Source organism: Streptomyces sp. NPDC003300, from assembly GCF_040610915.1.
Taxonomy (GTDB): domain Bacteria; phylum Actinomycetota; class Actinomycetes; order Streptomycetales; family Streptomycetaceae; genus Actinacidiphila.
Window position 1 is genome coordinate 1 of record NZ_JBEXNE010000043.1, and the last position, 17,019, is coordinate 17,019.

Consider the following 17,019-nt stretch of genomic DNA (forward strand, 5'->3'; position numbering starts at 1 on the left):
GCTGGCCAACGTGTTCCTGGTGCTGCCCAGCGTGCCGCTGACGATCATCCTGGCCGCGTATCTGCCGCACAGCGGCTCGCTCGGCATCATCCTGGCCCCGCACCCCCCGAAGGACAACTCCGTTACGGCGTCGTCTTCGTGATGATCACGCTGCCCTTGCCCGCGACCGAGCCGCGCGCGTTGAGCAGTTGCACCTCACCGAAGAACTTGCGTCCCTCGGGTGCCGCGGCCGAGGCCAGGAGCGAGGCCGAGACCTTGGCGGAGGCGCCGTGCGGCAGGTTGACCGTGGTGGTGTCGTCCACCGTGACCGTACCGAGGGCGTCGGAGAAGTAGACGTCCTCGTAGTCGTAGGTGGTCGTCCCTGCCGGTACGGCGTAGGCGTCCACCTCGAAGGTGTACGTCCCCGCGGGCGGGTTGGCCAGGCTGACCCGCTCGTCGGAGCCGCCGCTGGCGGACTGCGCGACGAGCACCCCGTCCCGGTAGACGTACAGGTCGAGGTCGGCGGCCGTGTCGGACGTCCCGCCGATCGACACGTCGAGCCGGGAGGCGCGGGGCCGAGCGTCAAGGTGGTGGTCTGCGTGTCACCGTCGGCGATCGTCGGCTTGGCGGTGAACGCCGAGCCGAGCGGGCCGCCCTTGAGCTTGCCCTGGATCGGGGCGAAGCCGTTGGTGACCGTCCAGTCGACCGGGGTCGGCGTGCCGACCTTGGCCTCGGGAACCGTCTTGACCGCCGGGTCGAAGGCCACGCCGAGCAGCGTCACCGACAGGTTGTACGGGTTGTCGAGCTGCGGCGAGGTGCGGCGCGCCTCGACCGCGATCTCCCACACGCCCGGCATCGGGTTGGCGTAGGAGCGCACGTCCGGGCGGCACTTGTTGTTGGGGTTGTCGTAGTTCGGGTAGCAGTCGATGGTCTGGGTCGAGTCGAGCGGCACGCCGTACGGGTGCATCGTCAGGAACCGGGTCTGGCTGCCGGTCTTGAGCCCGTCCATGGCGACCTCCAGCGAGGTCGCGCCCGCCGGGACCGTCACGAAGTACGACCTCGTGGTGTCGCGCTCGATGCTGCCGGAGCGGGTCAGCGTGTACGACGGGCCCGCGACCGGGGTGGAGACGAGCACCGCGGCCGACATCTGCGAGTCGATGCCGCGGGTCAGCGGGTCGTCGATGTTCAGCAACGCGCTGTGCGCGCCCACCGACTTCGGCTTCGCGGTGACCTTCACGGTGACCGGCTTGTTCAGCGGCAGCAGCACCAGCGGGCTGGCCACCTTGAACGTGCCGTCGTTGTGCGCCCAGGTGAGCGTGTGCAGTTGGGCGTAGACCGGACCGCTGGTACGGGTCACGGTGACGTCGTACGTCCGCGACTGCCCGGCCTGGAGGCCGCCTTCACGGTCGTACACGCCGGTGCCGAAGCCCGGGGTGACGAGGTAGTCCTTCAGCACCGTGTTGACCGGCGCCTTGACCGTGTACGTGTTGGTCTTGCCGCCCTGCTTGAGCAGGTTCCAGGCCGGGCCGACGGCGATGAGACCGGCGCCCTGGTCGATGGTCTGCGTGCCGGGGATCGACTTGGCGGTGCTGGTCAGCGCGGTACGGAGCTGCGCGGGGCTGACCGTCAGGTGCTTGGCCTTGGCCGCGGACAGCAGCAGCGCGGAGGCTCCGGCGGCCTGCGGGGACGCCATCGAGGTGCCCTGGAGCATCGCGTAGCCGGGCGGCAGGGTGTAGCCCGCCTCCTTCACCGGCCCGCCCGGCTCCCAGGTCGGGATGGTGTTGATGGACGCGCCGGGCGCGGTGATGACCGGGGCGAGGCCGCCGTCCTCACGCGGGCCGCGCGAGGAGAAGGGCATCATCGAGTACGGAACGGTCATCTGCGAGCCGTAGTTGGCCGCCCAGGTCTCCTTGGAGATGGACGCGCCGACGCTGAGCACGTGGTCCGCGAGGCCGGGGTCGCCGATGGTGTTGACGCCGGGGCCGTCGTTGCCCGCGGAGATCACGAGCTGTATGCCGTAGGTGTCGATCAGCTCCTTGTAGAGCTGGTCGCGGGCGCTGGCACCGTCGTTGAGGGCGCCGAGACCGCCGATGGACATGTTGACCACGTCCACGTGCCGGTTGACGACCAGGTCGATCATGCCCTCGGTGAGCGCGATGCTGGTGCAGCCGCCGCTCCAGGTGCAGGCGCGCGAGGAGACGATCTTCGCGCCGGGCGCCGCGCCGTTCATCTTGCCGCCGAACAGGCTGTTGGCGGAGGTGATGCCCGCCACGTGCGTGCCGTGCTCGGACTCCACGAGGCCGAAGTTCACGAAGTCCGCGGTCTTGCCGACCCAGGTCCCGCCGTAGGGGTCCATGGGCACGTTCTTGCGGATCTCGACGGTGAACGGGATCGACTCGGAGATCGGCGTCGCCGGGTTGTCGGTGCCGAAGTGGCCGATCTGGAAACCGTCCTTGTACGGCTTCATCGCGGTGTCGTCCGTGAAGTCGCCGTTGTCGTTCAGGTCCACGCGGACCGTACCGGCGGCCGGGTCGTACAGCACGCCCCACTTGTCGGTGGTGTCGCCGTCGCGGTTCAGGTCGCCGTTCATGTCGCCGCCGATGGTGGCGGATTCGGCGAACGTGCTGAAGTAGTAGTTCCCCGCGGGCGCCTTCCAGGTGCGTCCCGAGGAGGTGAAGGCCGGGCCGGAGACCGCGGTCACCATCGGGCGCCAGGTGGCGTCGCCGTCGAGGATCGGGTCGGTCGCGGTGATCCAGTCGACGATCTTGCGCTCACCGGTGGTGGTCTTCTGGAGCGCCGGGTGGCCGATGTCCACACCCGAGTCCAGGATGCCGATGGTCACGCCGCGGCCGTCGTACTTCGGGTTGTCCTTGACGAAGTCGACCGCGCCGGTCTCGAACGCCGGCTGGTACGGGTTCTTGGCCGGGGTGTCCTTGCCGGGACCGGGGTACGTCGTGGCCGACGCCTTCCCGTTCTTGGCCGCCGCCGCGGTGGTGTCCGCCGCCGGGGTCGGGTCGTCGAGCTTGATCTCCTGCTTGAGGTCGATCGCGATGACCGAGGACAGCTTCTGCGCCGCCGCGATGGCCTGGTCCGCCTTGCCGGTCGGCACGGTGGCCCGCACATAGCCGATCTTGTCGTACCGCAGACCCACGCTGGCGCCCTGCGCGTCCAGCTTGTCGGCGACCTGGCCGGTGCTGCCGGGCTTGGTGGCGACCATGAAGGTGACGTTCTTGTCGCCGTCCGCCTTGGCCTTGGCCAGCAGCGAGGCGTCCGCGGACCCGAGTTTGTCCGCGGCTCCGCCCTTGTCGGCGGCGCCCTTGTCCGGCGAGCCGGGGCCGGGCGCGGGGGTGGAGGAGGGCGACGAGGGCGAGGCGGGCGCGTCCGCGATCGCGAGCGCGGGCCCGGCGGCCGACAGCGCGGCAACCAGACCCGCGGCCAGCGCGATACGGGCCGCGCGTCTCTTGCCGGGAATGTGAGCGAGTGGCATGGGCATCCCTGTTCGGACCGAGGTGGTCTGTTCGGAAAACGGAGCCGGTCGATCGCTCACATTGCTGGAATTGACTCCCCTTTGGGGAGTGTTGACCGTCCAATGGTCTGGGCATGACGTGTTTCCGCCAACCGCCATCAGGACGAATACGGTACGGGTCGGGGTAAATCGCCGGGACCCCGCTTCCTCGTGTGACGGGTGGTCACCTCGGGGTGACCACCACATACGCGGCGGGTGTCCGGTCGGCGGACGCCATCAGCGCGGTCCTGACGATCGCCGCCTGCTGCTCGGCGGAGTCCCTCAGTTTGGCCGGAGTGAGGTGGATGACGGTGATGCCCAGCGCCTCCAGCCGCTCCCGCTCACGGGCGTAGCGCGACCACACGGCGTCGTCCTCGGCGTTCTCGAAACCGTGCTCGAAGGCCCGGTCGAAGAGCTGGTCGAAGGCGCCGCCGGGACCGTACGTGCCACCCGGTCCGTACGCGTCCCCGTCCCCGTACGCGTCCGTCGCGTATACGTCGCCGTGGCCGTCCTCGCCCGCCGCCGGGCCCGGCCGTACGGTGCGCGCGTCGATCTCCACCGCCACCGCGTGCTCCGGCCAGTACGCGTCGACCCCGCCCAGCGGCGGGCCGCCCGGCAGCCGCAGGTCGACGTTCCACACCGGGTCGGGCAGCGCGTGGCGGCGCACCATCGCGATCAGCCGGTCCTCGGCGACCGACCGGCCCTCGGCGAGCAGCGCGTCCAGCGCCGCCGCCACCTGCGGCCGGTCCAGCAGCCGCGCGTGCTCCAGCTCCTCCATTACGGCGCCCGCGTCGCAGTACCCGCCGCGCACCGCCTCGGTCAGCAGCCGCCGCACCGTCTCGGCGTCGTCCAGCTCCGCGACCGCGTCGGCCAGGGCGCGCGGCACCGGCGCGCAGGGCAGTCCGGCGACCTCCTGCGGGCGGGGCAGCGCGTTGGTCCTGCGGATCGCCACGTCGCCCGCGTCGCGCAGCCTGCGCTGCCGCGGCACCAGGACGTCGATCCGGGGCAGCCCCGGCAGCGGCGGCACCGAAGAGAAGCGGTGCAGGGCGAGGGCGGCCAGCCCGGTCACCATCGCCTCCCGGCCGCCGCCGAGCGGGCCGTGCGCTCCCGGATCGCGGCCCGCGTACAGCAGCGCCGCCTCCAGGCGCTCCGCGCTGTTCGGGGGCCCGGAGTGCAGCAGGTACACCTGCGGCAGCACCTGCTGCCACGGCCCTCCCGGGCGGCACCGCTCCGCGATCACGCCCGGTGTCACGCCGCGCTCCCTGAGCTGACGGACCGTCAAGACGCTGTGGGCGGTGCGGAGGTGGTCGGCGGTGCGGTGTGAGTGGGGGTTCTCGATGCTCATGCCGTGGTCGTTCCCGCCGCCGGCCCCGTCACTAACCGCTGTTACACGCCCGTCGACAAACCCGGACAAGCCTGGGCTAAAGTCCACGTGTTCGGATGCCGAGCTTACCTTTTCACCTATTCGGGTGACCCCCTCCGGGGGGCCTGCTCTTTGCCCACCCGCCCACCCGTGCGGGTGTTTTGTCGTCTGCGGGTGCCGCTTGTGCCTGGGTCGGTGCCGGTCCGGGGTACCTCCTCGAAATCCGTATCACCTGGCCTTTGCGCATCCGGTACCCGGCCGTCAACGTATTTCTGCGGGGGCACCCCGGCCCGTCCCCTCCCGGTACGTCGGCGTCCGCCTGCCGGTGGGGGTTGCCGGGGAAGGGGGTGGGTGGGCTGAGGTGCGGGGACAGCCGACGGTCCGCTGTGGTGCCGGGGCGGGGGTGGGTGGGTCCCGGTCCGTTGGCCTCCGCCTGGCCAGTGGTGGCGGCGAGGGGTGGGTGGGCTCCGCTACGTCGGCGTCCGCCCGTGCGCTGTAACTGGGGGAGGTGTCCCTCCGCTCTGGGGATCGGCGGAGACCGCCTGTCTGCGACAGCCCTCCGCCTGCGGACCGTCCGAGGGTGCCCACCCATCCAGCCCCTTGGGTGGAGGGCGCTCGGGGCACCCTCACGATCTTGGACACCCATCCCGGCCATCCACGGACCGTCGGACGCCGATGTACCCGTACCCACCCACCCCCCTCCCGGCCACCCCCACCGGCAGGCGGACGCCGACGTACCCGAGCCCACCCACCCCCCTCCCGGCCACCCCCACCGGACAGGCGGACGCCGACGTACCGGGAGGGGACGGGCCGGGGTGCCCCCGCAGAAATGCGGTGACAGGGAGGGTGCCGAATAAGCAAAGGCCAGGTAGCCGCATTTCGAGGAGGTGCCCCGGACCGGCACCGACCCAGGCACAGGCGGCACCCGCAGACGAAGAAAACACCCGCACGGGTGGGCGGGCGGGCAAAGACACCCCCCCCGTCAGCTCACCGCAGGGACTGGGCGCGGAGCGCCCGCGCGAGGTCGTCGCGCGACTCAACGACCAAGCGCCGCAAGGCGGGCGCCGCGTCGGCGCGGGCAGAGAGCCACGCGTCGGCCGCAGCCAGCGCCTCAGGACCCTGGTGGTGCGGGAACAGACCCCGCACCACCGCCATGCCGATCTCAATCGACCGCTCGCCCCAGACGCGCTCGATCGAGGCGAAGTACGGCTCGACGTACGGCGCCGTCAACCCCCGCTGCCCCGGCTGCGCGAAGCCCGCGATGGTGGCCTCGACCAAGGCGTTGGAGAGCCGGTCGGAGTCCACGACATCGGCCCAGGCCGCCGCCTTGACCTGCGCGGAGGGCCGCGCGGCCAGGCAGCGCACCTCGTGCCGGTGACCGGAGGCGGTGTCGTCGCGGGAGCGCTCGGCCGCGACCGCCGCCGCGTCCGCGTCGCCCTCGGCGGTGAGGGTCTCGAGGAAGGTCCAGCGCAGTTCCTGGTCGACGTCGAGCCCGTCGATCTTCGCCGAGCCGTCCAACAGCCCGCGCAGCAACTGGAGATCGGCCGCCGACGAGGCCACGGAGGAGAAGAACCGCGCCCACGCCAACTGGTGGCCGCTGCCCGGCTCCGCCTGCCGCAGCTCCCGCAGCGCGCCCTCGGCGAGCGACCTGGCGGCCTCCTCGCGGTGGTCGGGCGCCACGTAGTGCGACAGCGCGGAGCGCGCCTGCTGGTGCAGCGACTGGAGCACCCCGATGTCGCTCTCGGAGCCCGCGAAGAGCAGCACGAGACCGAGGTAGTCACGGGCGGGCATCAGCCCGTCACGGGTCAGATTCCACACCGCCGACCACGCCAGCGCTCGCGCCAACGGGTCGGTGAGGTCGCCGAGATGGGCGCGGAGCGTGTCCAGTGACACCTCGTCGAAGCGGATCTTGCAGTACGTCAGGTCGTCGTCGTTGACCAGCACCAGCTCGGGCCGGTCCTGGCCGGCCAGGCCGTCCACCACGGTCACCGGGCCCGACACGTCGGTCTCGACCCGCGCGTACCGTTCGAGCGCGCCGCCCGGCACCCGCCGGTACAGGCCCACCGCGACGCGGTGCGGGCGCAGTTCGGGGTGCGACTCGGCGGCGGTCTGGAGCACCGACAGCTCGGTGATCTTCCCGTCCGCGCCGTAGACCACCTGCGGGGTCAGGGAGTTGACGCCCGCCGTCTCCAGCCACGCGCGCGACCACTGCGCCATGTCGCGGCCCGAGGTCTCGGCCAGCACCGCCAGCAGGTCGGCGAGCGTGGTGTTGCCGTACGCGTGCCGCTTGAAGTACCGGCGCGCCGCCTCCAGGAAGGCGTCCCGGCCCACGTACGCCACGAGTTGCTTGAGCACCGAGCCGCCCTTGGAGTACGTGATGCCGTCGAAGTTCAGCTTCGCGTCCTGGAGGTCGCGGATGTCGGCGACCACCGGGTGCGTGGAGGGGAGTTGGTCGGCGCGGTACGCCCACGCCTTGCGCCGGTTGGCGAAGGTGATCCACCCGGCGTCGTACTGCGTGGCCTCCACCATCGCGAAGGCGCCCATGAAGTCCGCGAAGGACTCCTTCAGCCACAGGTCGTCCCACCAGCGCATGGTGACCAGGTCGCCGAACCACATGTGCGCCATCTCGTGCAGGATGACGTTGGCCCGGCCCTCGTACGACGCGCGGGTGACCTTGCCGCGGAAGACGAACTCCTCCCGGAAGGTGACACATCCGGGGTTCTCCATCGCGCCGATGTTGTACTCGGGCACGAACGCCTGGTCGTACTTCCCGAAGGGGTACGGGTAGTCGAAGTTGTCGTGGAAGAAGTCCAGGCCCTGCTTGGTGACCGTGAAGATCTCGTCCGCGTCGAAGTGCCGGGCCAGCGACCTGCGGCACAGCGCGCTCAACGGCACGTCGAGCACCGCCCGGTCCTCGAAGGTCCGCGAGTAGTGGTCGTGCTCCACGTGGTACGGGCCCGCGACGACCGCCGTGATGTACGTCGAGATCGGCTGCGTCGGCAGGAAGCGCGACACCGCGCCGCCGCCTTCGCCCTCGTACGGCACCGGCTCGCCGTCCCGCTCGCTGTTGCTCAGCACCGTCCAGCCCTCGGGCGCGGTCACCTGGAAGGTGAACGGCGCCTTCAGGTCGGGCTGTTCGAAGTTGGCGAAGACGCGGCGCGCGTCGGCGGGCTCGTACTGCGTGTACAGATAGACCTCGCCGTCCTCCGGGTCCTCGAAGCGGTGCAGCCCCTCGCCGGTCCTGCTGTACGCGCAACGCGCGTCGACCACGAGGGTGTTGCGCTCCGCGAGGTCGTCCAGCGCGATCCGGGTGCCGTCGAAGACGGCCGCCGGGTCCAGCTCCCGGCCGTTGAGCCGGACGGAGGTGACGGCCGGGGCGAGCAGGTCCGCGAAGGACGAGGCGCCGGGTCGCGAGCACCGGAAGTCGATCACGGTCGTCGACCGGAAGGTGCGGTCCCCGCCCGCGTCGGCCGGGTCCACCGCCGACCGTACGTCGAGGGCCACGTCGTAGCGCTCGACGGACAGGATCGAGGCCCGCTCGCGGGCCTCCTCGCGGCTGAGGTTCTCGCCGGGCACGGGCGACTCCTTTGTCTGTTCTCACAGGCCCAGCGGGTCTGTGGGCTCATGGGCGGCCCCGGGGGTCTCCCGGGTGGTCACAGCGTCCCGCATCCTCCCACGGGGGGCGTACGGGGGAGGGGTACGGGGAATGCCGTCGCGCCGGTCGCGCGTTGTGCGTGACAGAGGACTCATGTCCCCGTGAGCCCACATGCCCCCCCGTGCCGCCCCGGCACGATCCGTTCGAGGAGTACGCAGTGACCGCGACCGCCCCCGAGACCGACAACCGGCCAGGCAACGACAAGACCCCGGCCGACTTCTGGTTCGACCCGCTGTGCCCCTGGGCGTGGATGACCTCCCGCTGGATGCTGGAGGTCGAGAAGGTCCGCCCGGTCGAGGTGCGCTGGCACGCCATGAGCCTGGCGGTGCTCAACGAGGACAAGCTCGACACGCTGCCCGAGGAGTACGCCACCTTCCTGCGCGACGCGTGGGGCCCGATCCGGGTCGTCGTCGCCGCCCAGCAGAAGTACGGCGAGGAGTACGTGGGCCGGCTCTACACCGCCCTCGGCACCCGCTTCCACAACCAGGGCCTGCCCAAGACCCGCGAGACCCTCGTCGCCGCGCTCGAAGAGGTCGGCCTGCCCGCCGACCTCGCCGACTACGCGGACTCCGACGAGTACGACACCGAGCTGCGCGCCTCCCACAAGGAAGGCATCGACAAGGTCGGCCAGGAGGTCGGCACCCCCGTCATCGCCGTCCCCGGCGACGACGGCGAGCAGATCGCCTTCTTCGGCCCGGTCGTCACCCCCACCCCGCGCGGCGAGGAGGCCGCCAAGCTCTGGGACGGCACCTTGCTGGTCGCCTCGATCCCCGGCTTCTACGAGATCAAGCGCACCCGCACCAAGGGCCCGAGCTTCGAGTGAGCGCGGGGGACCGGGTTCGGGACGGGGTGCCGCGCCGATGGCACATCTAGGGCTGGTGGCGCTCGTCGTGCGTGACTACGACGAGGCCATCGACTTCTACACCCGCGCGCTCGGCTTCGAGCTGCGCGAGGACACGCCCCGCGCGGACGGCGGCCGGTGGGTGGTGGTCGCGCCCCGCGGCTCGTCCGAGACGGCGCTGCTGCTCGCCCGCGCGGGCAACCTCGCCCAGGCGGACCGCGTGGGCGACCAGACCGGCGGCCGGGTCGGCCTCTTCCTCACCACCGACGACTTCGACGGCGACTACAAGCGGATGGTCGCCGCCGGGGTCGTCTTCGAGGAGGAGCCGCGCTACGAGCCGTACGGCGCGGTCGTGGTCTTCCAGGACCTCTACGGCAACCGGTGGGATCTGATCGAACCCCACAAGTGACGTTGACCGGCACGGCAGTCGGGGCGGGCCCGCGAGGTCCCGCCCCGACGCATGTCACGGACGTGAGATGCCTCACGCGACCTGCCGAAACTCCCCGACTCCCCGGACCGCGCCGATAACTTGACGGTGCACGGAAGTCTCCAACCGGTCGCTCGCGGCTTTGTTCCCTTCTCACGATGATCACGCTCGGCCGCTGCGTTAGCGTCACGGTGTCCCCGACCGTCCTCACCCCGCGGAGTACCGATGACCACCGCCGAATCCGTCGCCGTTTCCCGAGCCCCCGGAGCGGTCCTGGCCGACCTGCTGCCCGCCTCGCGCGTCCGCGACACCGCTCTGGTCGTCGGCGGCGCGGTGCTCACGGGCCTGGCCGCGCAGCTCTCGGTCCCGGTGCACGGCTCGCCCGTCCCGGTCACCGGCCAGACCTTCGCCGCGCTGCTGGTCGGCACCGCCCTCGGCGCCCGCCGCGGCTTCGCCGCCCTCGCCCTGTACGCCGCCGCGGGTGTCGCCGGGCTCCCCTGGTTCTCCGAGGGCGCCTCCGGCTGGTCCATGCCCAGCTTCGGCTACATCCTCGGCATGCTCCTGGCCTCCGGCGTGGTCGGCGCCCTCGCCCGCCGCGGCGGCGACCGCACTGTCGCGCGCACCGCGGGCGTCATGGTCCTCGGCTCCGCGGTGATCTACGCGATCGGCGTCCCCTACCTCGCCTGGTCCGCCCATCTGTCCGCGTCCCAGGCCGTCTCCCTCGGCCTGACCCCGTATCTCCTGGGCGACGCGCTCAAGGCCGTCCTGGCGATGGGCCTGCTCCCCGCGGCCTGGCGGCTCACCCGGTAGGGCACTCCCGCTCCGGCCCGCCGGACATGCAAAACTCATCGCATGCGCGTTTACCTCGGGTCCGATCATGCCGGTTTTGAACTCAAGAACCACCTCGTGGAGTGGCTGACCGTCCACGGCCACGAGCCCGTGGACTGCGGGCCGCACATCTACGACGCGGTGGACGACTACCCGCCGTTCTGCCTGCGGGCGGCCGAGGGCGCGGCGGGGGAGCCGGGCAGCCTCGGCATCGTGATCGGCGGGTCGGGCAACGGCGAGCAGATCGCCGCGAACAAGGTCAAGGGCGTCCGCGCGGCGCTGGCGTGGAGCGAGCAGACCGCGTCGCTGGCGCGGGAGCACAACGACGCGAACGTGCTGAGCATCGGCGGCCGGATGCACACCGAGGCGGAGGCCACGAAATTCGTGGAGATCTTCCTCGCCACCCCGTACTCGCACGAGGAGCGCCACCAGCGCCGTATCGACATGCTGAGCGCGTACGAGGCCACCGGCGAGCTGCCGCCGGTCCCGGACCACCACCCCCGCCAGGGCTGACGCGGGCGATGCCGGAAGGCCACACGATCCACCGCCTGGCCGCCGACCACCGCGAGCGGTTCGGCGGCGGGGCGGTCCGGGCGAGCAGCCCGCAGGGCAAGTTCTCCGACAGCGCCGCGCTCGTCGACCGGCAGGTGCTGGAGAGCGCCGAGGCCCACGGCAAGCACCTGTTCCTGGGCTTCGGCGCGACCGGCTGGGTGCACATCCACCTCGGCCTGATCGGCAAGGTCACCTTCGGCGACGGCAAGGCGCCCCCGCCGACCGACACCGTACGGCTGCGGCTGGCGAACCGCGCGCACTGGGCGGATCTGCGCGGCCCGGCCGCCTGCGAGCTGATCACCGAGCCGGAGAAGCGGGCGATACACGACCGCCTCGGCCCCGACCCGCTGCGGCCGGGCGACGACCCGGAGCGGGTGTGGCAGCGGCTGTCCCGCTCCCGGATCAGCGTCGCCGCGCTGCTGATGGACCAGAAGGTCATCGCGGGCGTCGGCAACGTCTACCGCGCCGAAGTGCTCTTCCGGCACGGCGTCGACCCGTTCCTGCCGGGGCGTGAACTGCCGCGTCAGCGGTGGGACGCGATGTGGTCCGATCTGGTGACGCTGATGCGCGAGGGCGTACGGACCAACCGGATCGACACCGTGCGCCCCGAGCACACCCCTGAGGCGATGGGCCGCCCGCCGCGCCAGGACGACCACGGCGGCGAGGTGTACGTCTACCGGCGCACCGGACAGCCCTGCCTGGTGTGCGGCACCGGGATCAGCACCCGGCCGCTCGCGGCCCGCAATCTCTTCTGGTGCCCGGTCTGCCAGCCCGCGCATCCGCCGGTGAGCTGACCGATCTCAGAAGCCGTGCGGCAGCCACGGCTCGACGTCCCCGCGGAACGCCCTGGACGCCTCCGCCAGCGCCCCCGGCCGCAGTTCACGTACCAGCCCCGCCTCCGCCTGCCCGCGCAGCGTCGGCCCGCCCAGGTAGGCCGCGCCCAACTCCTTGACGGACAGCGCCAGGTCGGCCGCGTCCGCGGTCCGCTCGCACGTCGCGCCCTTCGCGTCGCCCGACAGCCGCCAACGCCCGGCGTTCCAGGGGCAGAAGGCGTCCTCCACCTCCAGCACCACATCCACCGGGGCGGTGTACGTCCGCGCCTCCAGCGCCTCGCCGAGATTCACCAGGCGCACGTGCAGGCTGTCGCGGAAGGCCAGTTCACCGCGGCGTACGTCGGACAGGAGGTGCAGCAGCGGGTCGTCGACCGGCCGGTTGTAGAACGCCACCCGCGAGGTGAGGTCGATGGAGGACAGATAGCGCCACAGCGCCGCGTAGACCGCCGGGTCCAGCGCCTCGACGTCGCTCAGCTTCACGATGTTGTCGGGACCGAAGGAACTCCACGACAGCTTCACCGAGTAGCGCGCGTAACCGCGTACCTCACCGTCCACCTCGGCCACCACGCACAGCCGCTCGCCCGCGCCGTCCCGGCTCGCCGGGGCGTCGAGGAGCGGCACCCGCTCCCAGCCGGGCCGCCTGGCCAGCATGCCGGGCCGGGTCGGCACCACCCGCGCGTAGACGGCCTCGCACGCCTCGCCCGCCGCCTCCAGCGGCACCAGCCGCAGCCGTACGTCGTCCACGCCCGGCAGGGCCCTGACGGCGGTCCTGGTCGTGTCGACGTTGCCGCGGAGCTGCAACGTGCCCGTGCCGTAGCCGAACCGGCCGTAGATCGCCGGTTCCGACGCGGTCAGCACGGCGAGCGGTTCGGGTCCCTCGCGCACGTCGTCGAGCTGCCTGCGCATCATCGAGGTCAGCACACCGCGGCGGCGGTGCGTCGGCTGCACGCTCACCATGGTCACGCCCGCGGCGGGCAGCGACGCCCCGCCGGGCACCGTCACACGGAACGAGAAGGCGCCCGCGGTGCCGACGATCTCCCCGCCGTCCCACACCGCCAACGACCTTTCCAGCTCGGTCAGTTCACGCCACAGCCCCCGCTCCTCCGGGGGCTCGGCCGGCCCGCCGAAAGCCCGCTCCAGGCGGCCGTAGAACTCTTCCCAGTCGTCCCGTTCCAGCACCCGCAGTTCCGTCGTCATAGGCCCTGCCTACCAGCCGCGCCGTCCGCGGGCGAACGTATTTCCGCCGTCTACGTGACAGGTCGGGGGGTATCCGCCCTGCACGGCGGGGCGAACGGTCGATAGGGTCGCCAAGACATGGCAAAGGGCGTCGCGGGCGAGGGGCTCGGGCTGCGGTGGAGCAGATGGCTGCACCGGGCCCGGCTCGGTGTGCGCAGGGCCGGGGTCGACTACTTCCGCGGCGGCGCCTCCGACTGGGTCGGCCTCACCGTACTGATCCTCACCGTCCCCGCGCTGGCGTACACCACCGTGAGCCTGCCCGTCTGGTGCCCGCCCAGCTCCCTGGTCCTGCCGATCCTCACCGGCGGCCTGCTGCTGCGCCCCTCCAGCCTGCTGCTCCTCTACGCGGCCTCCGCCGTCGCGCTGGTCGCGGAATCCGCGGCGCTCGGCCCGTACCGCGAGGGCCCGGCCCGCGTCACGCCCGGCACCGTCCTGGTGGTCACCGCGGTGGCGCTCACCGGCCTGGTCATCGCCCAGTTCAGGGCGCGGGTCGGCGTGCCCTGGCGGGGCGGCCACACCATGCTCTTCGACCTCAGGGAGCGGATCAGGGTCCAGAGCAGACTGCCGCGGCTGCCCGCGGGCTGGCACGCCGAGATGGCGCTGCGTCCGGCGGGCGGCCAGTCCTTCTCCGGCGACTTCGTGGTGGCCACCCGCGGTTCGGTCGGCGGCCGGACGCTGGAGGCCGTGCTCACCGACGTCTCCGGCAAGGGCATGGACGCCGCCTCCCGCTCGCTGCTGCTGTCCGGCGCCTTCGGCGGCCTGCTCGGCTCGCTGCCGCCGCACTCCTTCCTCACCGCCGCCAACGGCTATCTGCTCCGGCAGAATTGGGACGAGGGCTTCGCCACTTCCGTGCACCTGGTGCTCGACCTGGAGAGCGGCGACTACGAACTGCTGTCCGCCGGGCACCTCCCAGGGGTGCAACTGCACGCGGGCAGCGGCCGGTGGGAGGAGAAGGCCGCGGAGGGCCCGCTGCTCGGGGTCTACGACGGGGCCGAATTCCACGGCGTGAAGGGGACGTTGCGCTCGGGGGACGTCCTCATGCTGTTCACGGACGGCCTGGTGGAGACGCCGGACAAGGACATCTCCGAGGGCATCGACCGGCTGATCGGCGAGGCGGACCGCTTCGTGGCGACCGGATTCCGGGGCTCCGCCTGGCGGTTGATCGAAGCGGTCGCCAAGGATGTCAACGACGACCGGGCGCTACTCGTGGTGTGCAGGGACTAGCCGACGGGAATGGGACTATGGGCCTTCGGGTCCAACTGTCGTTCCCCGATGGCACCATGGGACCGGGCGGGGCGGGGGCGCGGCTCCATGCTCCCGGACCGGCGAGGCGTACCGTGAAGAGGAAGTGAACCGCTGTGGCCATCTCCCTGTCCGTAGTGCTGTTGCTGGCGATCATCCTGGTGGTCATGATCCGGGGGAAGAGCATCAAGGTGGGTCCGGCGATAGTGGCGGCCCTCTTCGGTTTCTTCCTCGCCTCCACCAACATGGCGCCGTCGGTCAACCGATTCCTGACCTCACTTGCCGACACCATCAACCAGATAAAGCTCTGACGCGGGCAGCGCCTGCGGGGCCGCCTCCAGAATCCGCCGCAACGCGGCGGTGGCGGTGCCCGTGCCGGACCGTCCGTCCTGCTCCGAGGGCAGGCGGGGGAGGTCCGAGGACGGCGACGTGAGCGAGAGCAGCGTCGCCAGCACCGCGATACGTGTCTGGCCGGGACGCAGAGTGCCCGCCAGCAGCCCGCCCGCCGCCACCAGGTCGACCGCCCCGCCGCCGGTGTAGAGCGGCGCCACCGCGCCCGCCGCGACCCGCGTGCTGACCGCGACCAGGACGCCGTCCGCCGTCGCCTTCCGTACCGCCTCCGCGACCTGCGGATTCGCGTTCCCCGCGCCCGTGCCGACCACGACGACGCCGCGCGCGCCCGCGCCCAGCGCCGCCTCGAAGAGCACGGTGTCGCCGTCGCTGTGGTGCATCAGGACGTCCACCCGCGGCGGTACGGCGCCGGGCGCGGGCAGCGGCAGCGGCTCGGGGCGCGGACGGCGGCGGCCCCACGTCACCCGGCCGAACTCGACGCGGCCCAGCGGCAGTCCGTCCGGCGCGCCGAAGGCGTGCGCGTCCACGGTGTGCTGCTTGACGGTGCCGCGGGCGGCCCAGACCTGGCCCGCGAAGACGATCACCGCGCCGATGTCGCGGCCGGTGGCCGCGGTCAGCAGCGCGTCGTACAGATTGCCCGCCGCGTCGCCGTCCTCCGCGTCCAGCGGCTTCTGCGCGCCGGTGAAGACCACCGGGCGGCGGTCGCCGTGGAAGAGGTCGAGGAAGAAGGCGGACTCCTCCAGGGTGTCGGTGCCGTGGGTGACCACCACGCCGTCCACCGCCGGATCGGCCAGCACCTCGTGCACGGCGTGCAGCAGCCGCAGCTGGTGGTCGGTGGTCAGGCGCGAGCTGTTGACGGTGAACAGGTCCACCACCCGGACCTCGACGCCCTCGGGCACCGCGCCGGCGGCGAGCACTTCCTGCCCTGCCGCCTCCGCCGCGTACCCGTCGCCCTGCCATCGGCTGGCTATGGTGCCCCCGGTGCTGATGACCACGACGTGTCGCACGATGCCTTCGCCTCCGTCTGATTGTGCGCGTCCGGTGCGTTCGCGCGGGGCTCTCCGGACGCCGCCGGATGTCCCCACTCCTCGGGGTGACACTTACCCACTCTGCACCCGGTGCAATGATATGCGCGTAGACCTGACATTTGATTGCTCGTACCGACCGGTATTCGGCCACCGAGTGGTAGGTATTGCCACCATGGACGCCATCGACAGACGAATCTTGCGCGAGCTCCAGGCCGACGGCCGGCTGAGCAACCAGGAACTGGCCCAGCGGGTCGGCCTCACGCCCTCCCCGTGCCTGCGCCGGGTGCGGCAGCTGGAGGACGACGGAGTGATCGAGACCTACCGCGCGGTCGTCGCCCCGGCCGCCGTCGGCCGCGGCTTCGAGGTCTTCGCCTCCGTCGAGGTACGCCGCGACCGCGCCTCCGTCGCCGCCTTCGAGGCCGAGGTCCAGTCCACCCCCGACGTCGTCGAGGCCTACCGCCTCTACGGCGCCCCCGGCTGCCTCCTGCGCATCGCCGTCGCCGACTCCGACGCCTACGAGCGCTTCTGGACCGACCAGCTCATCGACCTGCCGGGCGTCAGCGACGTCAACTCCCAGATGATCATGAAGCGCATCAAGTCCCCCCAGGGCATCCCGGTCGACTAGAAGGCCGTGACCCGGGCCGACCCGAGCCGACCCCGGCCGACCCGGGCCGGTCCCGGCGCCGGTCGCGGCCCGGGGAAACAGAAAGCCCCCGGACACCGGTCGAGTGGTACCGACCGGGCCGGAGGCCGTGGAGCGGGCGACGGGAATCGAACCCGCGTAGCTAGTTTGGAAGACTAGGGCTCTACCATTGAGCTACGCCCGCGGGAGTGTGATGCGCCAGTGATTGTGGCACATCGGATAGTAGCCGGTCGAACCGGTGAACCGGCGGGGGAATACCGGCTGCCCACGCGTACGGGGGCATGTACTCTACGTGTCGCACCAGCGGGGTGTGGCGCAGCTTGGTAGCGCGTCCGCTTTGGGAGCGGAAGGCCGTCGGTTCGAATCCGGCCACCCCGACCAGCGGTTCCGCGATCCCGAGGGGATTCTGGGGGCCGGGGCACGAAGGCCCGGACCGTGCGCATTGTGGTACCGGTAGGATGGGCCGCTGGCGACCGAGCGCGCGGCATGCCGTGTACTGCTTGCCGGACGAGATCACCGGACGATCCGGCGAGATC

General features: G+C 71.8%; 12 protein-coding genes, 2 tRNA genes and 1 pseudogene. 9 read left to right on the plus strand and 6 right to left on the minus strand.

Translation table 11 applies throughout. The annotated features are described in order from the left end of the window. Nucleotides 1-122: 122 nt before the first annotated feature. The 3 genes and pseudogenes from ABZX65_RS34710 to pepN form a co-directional block, all read right to left on the minus strand. A pseudogene (locus ABZX65_RS34710) lies at nucleotides 123-3,466 on the minus strand (S8 family serine peptidase). A gap of 202 nt (nucleotides 3,467-3,668) precedes the next feature. Beyond that, nucleotides 3,669-4,829 (minus strand): hypothetical protein, encoded by a 1,161-nt coding sequence (locus ABZX65_RS34715; RefSeq protein ID WP_355349494.1) that lies wholly within the window; start codon nucleotides 4,827-4,829, stop codon nucleotides 3,669-3,671. A 1,005-nt stretch (nucleotides 4,830-5,834) separates the two neighbouring features. Continuing rightward, complete coding sequence (gene pepN, locus ABZX65_RS34720) at nucleotides 5,835-8,423, minus strand: aminopeptidase N (protein ID WP_355349497.1); 2,589 nt, start codon at nucleotides 8,421-8,423, stop codon at nucleotides 5,835-5,837. A gap of 236 nt (nucleotides 8,424-8,659) precedes the next feature. Between pepN and ABZX65_RS34725 the strand changes: the two genes are divergently transcribed. The 5 genes from ABZX65_RS34725 (at nucleotide 8,660) to ABZX65_RS34745 (ending at nucleotide 11,944) form a co-directional block, all read left to right on the plus strand. Further along, a complete protein-coding gene (locus ABZX65_RS34725; protein ID WP_355349500.1) occupies nucleotides 8,660-9,325 on the plus strand; it encodes a DsbA family protein in 666 nt (221 codons plus the stop codon). A gap of 37 nt (nucleotides 9,326-9,362) precedes the next feature. Beyond that, nucleotides 9,363-9,752, plus strand: a complete 390-nt coding sequence (locus ABZX65_RS34730) for a VOC family protein (RefSeq protein WP_355349503.1) — start codon at nucleotides 9,363-9,365, stop codon at nucleotides 9,750-9,752. Between the two features lie 243 nt (nucleotides 9,753-9,995). Then, entirely contained in the window at nucleotides 9,996-10,580 is a 585-nt protein-coding gene (locus tag ABZX65_RS34735; RefSeq protein ID WP_355349506.1) for a biotin transporter BioY, read from the plus strand. 42 nt (nucleotides 10,581-10,622) lie between these two features. After that, on the plus strand, nucleotides 10,623-11,111 hold the full coding sequence (locus ABZX65_RS34740; RefSeq protein WP_355349509.1) for a ribose-5-phosphate isomerase: 489 nt from the start codon (nucleotides 10,623-10,625) through the stop codon (nucleotides 11,109-11,111). An 8-nt stretch (nucleotides 11,112-11,119) separates the two neighbouring features. After that, nucleotides 11,120-11,944 carry a DNA-formamidopyrimidine glycosylase family protein gene (locus ABZX65_RS34745; protein ID WP_355349512.1) on the plus strand — a complete coding sequence of 275 codons (825 nt, stop codon included), beginning with the start codon at nucleotides 11,120-11,122 and terminating at the stop codon, nucleotides 11,942-11,944. A gap of 6 nt (nucleotides 11,945-11,950) precedes the next feature. On the opposite strand, the gene ABZX65_RS34750 is transcribed toward ABZX65_RS34745, so the two are convergent. Then, nucleotides 11,951-13,180 (minus strand): GNAT family N-acetyltransferase, encoded by a 1,230-nt coding sequence (locus tag ABZX65_RS34750; protein WP_355349515.1) that lies wholly within the window; start codon nucleotides 13,178-13,180, stop codon nucleotides 11,951-11,953. A gap of 117 nt (nucleotides 13,181-13,297) precedes the next feature. Here ABZX65_RS34750 and ABZX65_RS34755 point away from each other — a divergent pair, with 117 nt between their 5' ends. Then, nucleotides 13,298-14,443 carry a PP2C family protein-serine/threonine phosphatase gene (locus tag ABZX65_RS34755; RefSeq protein ID WP_355349518.1) on the plus strand — a complete coding sequence of 382 codons (1,146 nt, stop codon included), beginning with the start codon at nucleotides 13,298-13,300 and terminating at the stop codon, nucleotides 14,441-14,443. 134 nt (nucleotides 14,444-14,577) lie between these two features. Then, nucleotides 14,578-14,772, plus strand: a complete 195-nt coding sequence (locus ABZX65_RS34760; RefSeq protein ID WP_093715861.1) for a hypothetical protein — start codon at nucleotides 14,578-14,580, stop codon at nucleotides 14,770-14,772. Here ABZX65_RS34760 and ABZX65_RS34765 read toward each other — a convergent pair. Further along, on the minus strand, nucleotides 14,737-15,819 hold the full coding sequence (locus ABZX65_RS34765; protein WP_355349521.1) for an asparaginase: 1,083 nt from the start codon (nucleotides 15,817-15,819) through the stop codon (nucleotides 14,737-14,739). The two genes, ABZX65_RS34760 and ABZX65_RS34765, sit on opposite strands and share 36 nt — an antisense overlap. Before the next feature lie 193 nt (nucleotides 15,820-16,012). On the opposite strand from ABZX65_RS34765, the gene ABZX65_RS34770 reads away from it, so the two are divergent. Further along, nucleotides 16,013-16,465 carry an Lrp/AsnC family transcriptional regulator gene (locus ABZX65_RS34770; RefSeq protein WP_355349524.1) on the plus strand — a complete coding sequence of 151 codons (453 nt, stop codon included), beginning with the start codon at nucleotides 16,013-16,015 and terminating at the stop codon, nucleotides 16,463-16,465. Between the two features lie 128 nt (nucleotides 16,466-16,593). Here the strand turns inward: ABZX65_RS34770 and ABZX65_RS34775 are convergent. After that, nucleotides 16,594-16,667, minus strand: a tRNA-Gly gene (locus tag ABZX65_RS34775). Nucleotides 16,668-16,787: 120 nt separating this feature from the next. Here ABZX65_RS34775 and ABZX65_RS34780 point away from each other — a divergent pair. Then, nucleotides 16,788-16,864 (plus strand) — tRNA-Pro (locus ABZX65_RS34780). Nucleotides 16,865-17,019: the final 155 nt, after the last annotated feature.

Excerpts from the sequence above, each read along its gene's own strand:
- ABZX65_RS34740 (WP_355349509.1), top strand. The coding sequence starts at position 10,623 with ATGCGCGTTTACCTCGGGTCCGATCATGCCGGTTTTGAACTCAAGAAC.
- ABZX65_RS34715 (WP_355349494.1), bottom strand. The coding sequence starts at position 4,829 with ATGAGCATCGAGAACCCCCACTCACACCGCACCGCCGACCACCTCCGC.
- ABZX65_RS34770 (WP_355349524.1), top strand. The coding sequence starts at position 16,013 with ATGGACGCCATCGACAGACGAATCTTGCGCGAGCTCCAGGCCGACGGC.
- ABZX65_RS34730 (WP_355349503.1), top strand. The coding sequence starts at position 9,363 with ATGGCACATCTAGGGCTGGTGGCGCTCGTCGTGCGTGACTACGACGAG.
- ABZX65_RS34750 (WP_355349515.1), bottom strand. The coding sequence starts at position 13,180 with ATGACGACGGAACTGCGGGTGCTGGAACGGGACGACTGGGAAGAGTTC.
- ABZX65_RS34755 (WP_355349518.1), top strand. The coding sequence starts at position 13,298 with ATGGCAAAGGGCGTCGCGGGCGAGGGGCTCGGGCTGCGGTGGAGCAGA.
- ABZX65_RS34735 (WP_355349506.1), top strand. The coding sequence starts at position 9,996 with ATGACCACCGCCGAATCCGTCGCCGTTTCCCGAGCCCCCGGAGCGGTC.
- ABZX65_RS34745 (WP_355349512.1), top strand. The coding sequence starts at position 11,120 with ATGCCGGAAGGCCACACGATCCACCGCCTGGCCGCCGACCACCGCGAG.